General features: G+C 53.4%; 3 protein-coding genes and 1 pseudogene. All 4 read left to right on the plus strand.

Annotated elements, in window-relative coordinates; genetic code table 11:
* Positions 1-619, plus strand: a pseudogene (locus L248_RS15380) (Rha family transcriptional regulator); the annotation flags it as partial.
* A complete protein-coding gene (locus L248_RS12740; RefSeq protein WP_040536800.1) occupies positions 612-971 on the plus strand; it encodes a hypothetical protein in 360 nt (119 codons plus the stop codon). The pseudogene L248_RS15380 and the gene L248_RS12740, both read left to right, overlap by 8 nt.
* Positions 972-984: 13 nt before the next feature.
* Positions 985-1,227 carry a hypothetical protein gene (locus L248_RS15940; protein WP_022530661.1) on the plus strand — a complete coding sequence of 81 codons (243 nt, stop codon included), beginning with the start codon at positions 985-987 and terminating at the stop codon, positions 1,225-1,227.
* Complete coding sequence (locus L248_RS15385; protein WP_052000068.1) at positions 1,205-1,543, plus strand: DUF771 domain-containing protein; 339 nt, start codon at positions 1,205-1,207, stop codon at positions 1,541-1,543. Before L248_RS15940 ends, L248_RS15385 begins: the two co-directional genes overlap by 23 nt.
* The last annotated feature ends 84 nt before the right edge of the window (positions 1,544-1,627 follow it).

Raw genomic sequence — 1,627 nt, forward strand, 5'->3', positions numbered from 1 at the left:
GGAAAATTCCGCTCAGTACGATTCGATGTTTTCCCTGGGCGAATACAAGGATCGTAGCGGCAAACGCAACAAGATGTACTACATGAACCGTGACGGCTTTACCTTCATCGCCTTTGGCTTCACCGGGCAGGCCGCCGATAAGTTCAAACTCGAATACATCCAGGCATTCAATTCAATGGAAGCAACGCTGAAGGCGATGCCCACGAAGAAGCTGGATCCAACGCAGCAGGCCGAGCTGGCAATCACCCGCGAGAAGACCAAGCGGGCCAACGCTCTCTACCGCATCGCCATCCACACGGTGTCTGACAGCGCCCAATAGCAGCTCCTGGCTCTGGCTGCCAAAGAATTGACCGGTGAAATGACCATTCCAGTAATGCAGACCAAGGAATACAGCGCCGGCGATGTCGGGAAACGGCTTGGTATCACTGCTCAGCGGGTCGGCAGACTGGCCACAGTAATCGGCCTCAAAGCTGAACAACCTGGACAGAATGAGTATGGCCGGTGGGCTGCCAGCAAGTCACAGCATAGTGACAAGGAGGTCCCGACCTGGCTGTACACGGACAAAGGCCTGGCCGAAATTAAAGCCGAAGCGAAGAAAGAAGGCTACATCAATGTGTGAGACAGTAAACCTCAAGCCTTTCAAGGAGAACAAATTCTCCATGCTGGACGTCATGCTCACCGTCACGATCGAACGGATGCGTCAGGTGGCCAAGGAGATTCCACTAGCTGTGGACGACATGCTTGACGCGGACTATCCCACGGACGATGGTAGCGCGCCGTTAGCCGAGAACAAGATGAATCTGCTGGACGACCGCGTCGCAGAAATTCAGCGTCTGGCAGTCATTTACGACTATCTCAACGCTCAGTACAAGGCTGTTGAGGAGATTCCGGACGAAGCACCAGCCAAACAGGGGTTTTCGGAACCGTCAAAAATCGACTCCGGCTCCAACAGCCAGGATACTGAAAGTTAAGGAGGTCATCACAATGGACAAAGCATTAATCAGTCAGCGCGAGCTCGATGAAATTCACGAACTGGCCCGCCAGATTACCGACCTTAAACCTGGAGACAACCCAGCATATGCCCTGGGGCTGGCAGCCGGCAAGGCGCAGACAATCCTCACATTACTGCTGCTGGCGTCAATGACCGATGACGAGCTACAAGACGCTGTACTACACCACCAGGCGGAAAAGCGGGGTGACCATAATGACGCAGACGATCACAGTTAAGCCCACAATCACCATTGAGGTGCCAGCGGACCAAGTAATCATCAGCCGTGAGGAGTACGACCGGTTGGTCAAGCTGGCCGATACGCGTCAGTGGTGGACGATGCCGGATCTGGTGGCCCGCTATCACATGGATGCCCAGTGGTTCGCGAACACGATCTTCAAGACGGAACGGTTTCGAAAGCTCCTCCGCGGCCAATGTGTCATGTACCCACGGGAGGGGGTCAAAGGGTACACGTGTGAACCAGTGGCTTTTGGCGATTTCATGGAAAAATATTTTCCCGAAATTGCCAGACAAGCGATGAAAGGAAGCAAATGAAATGAAGAAAATCGAAAAGCCCTTCACGTTGCTGCGAGGAGGTCAATACCAAGACTTTGAAGTGAAACCAAAATATGGCTCAGC

Source organism: Schleiferilactobacillus shenzhenensis LY-73, from assembly GCF_000469325.1.
GTDB classification, from domain to species: domain Bacteria; phylum Bacillota; class Bacilli; order Lactobacillales; family Lactobacillaceae; genus Schleiferilactobacillus; species Schleiferilactobacillus shenzhenensis.

Bases quoted from the DNA above. Each gene is read 5' to 3' on its own strand.
- L248_RS12740 (WP_040536800.1), top strand. From the start codon at position 612: ATGTGTGAGACAGTAAACCTCAAGCCTTTCAAGGAGAACAAATTCTCC.
- L248_RS15940 (WP_022530661.1), top strand. From the start codon at position 985: ATGGACAAAGCATTAATCAGTCAGCGCGAGCTCGATGAAATTCACGAA.
- L248_RS15385 (WP_052000068.1), top strand. From the start codon at position 1,205: ATGACGCAGACGATCACAGTTAAGCCCACAATCACCATTGAGGTGCCA.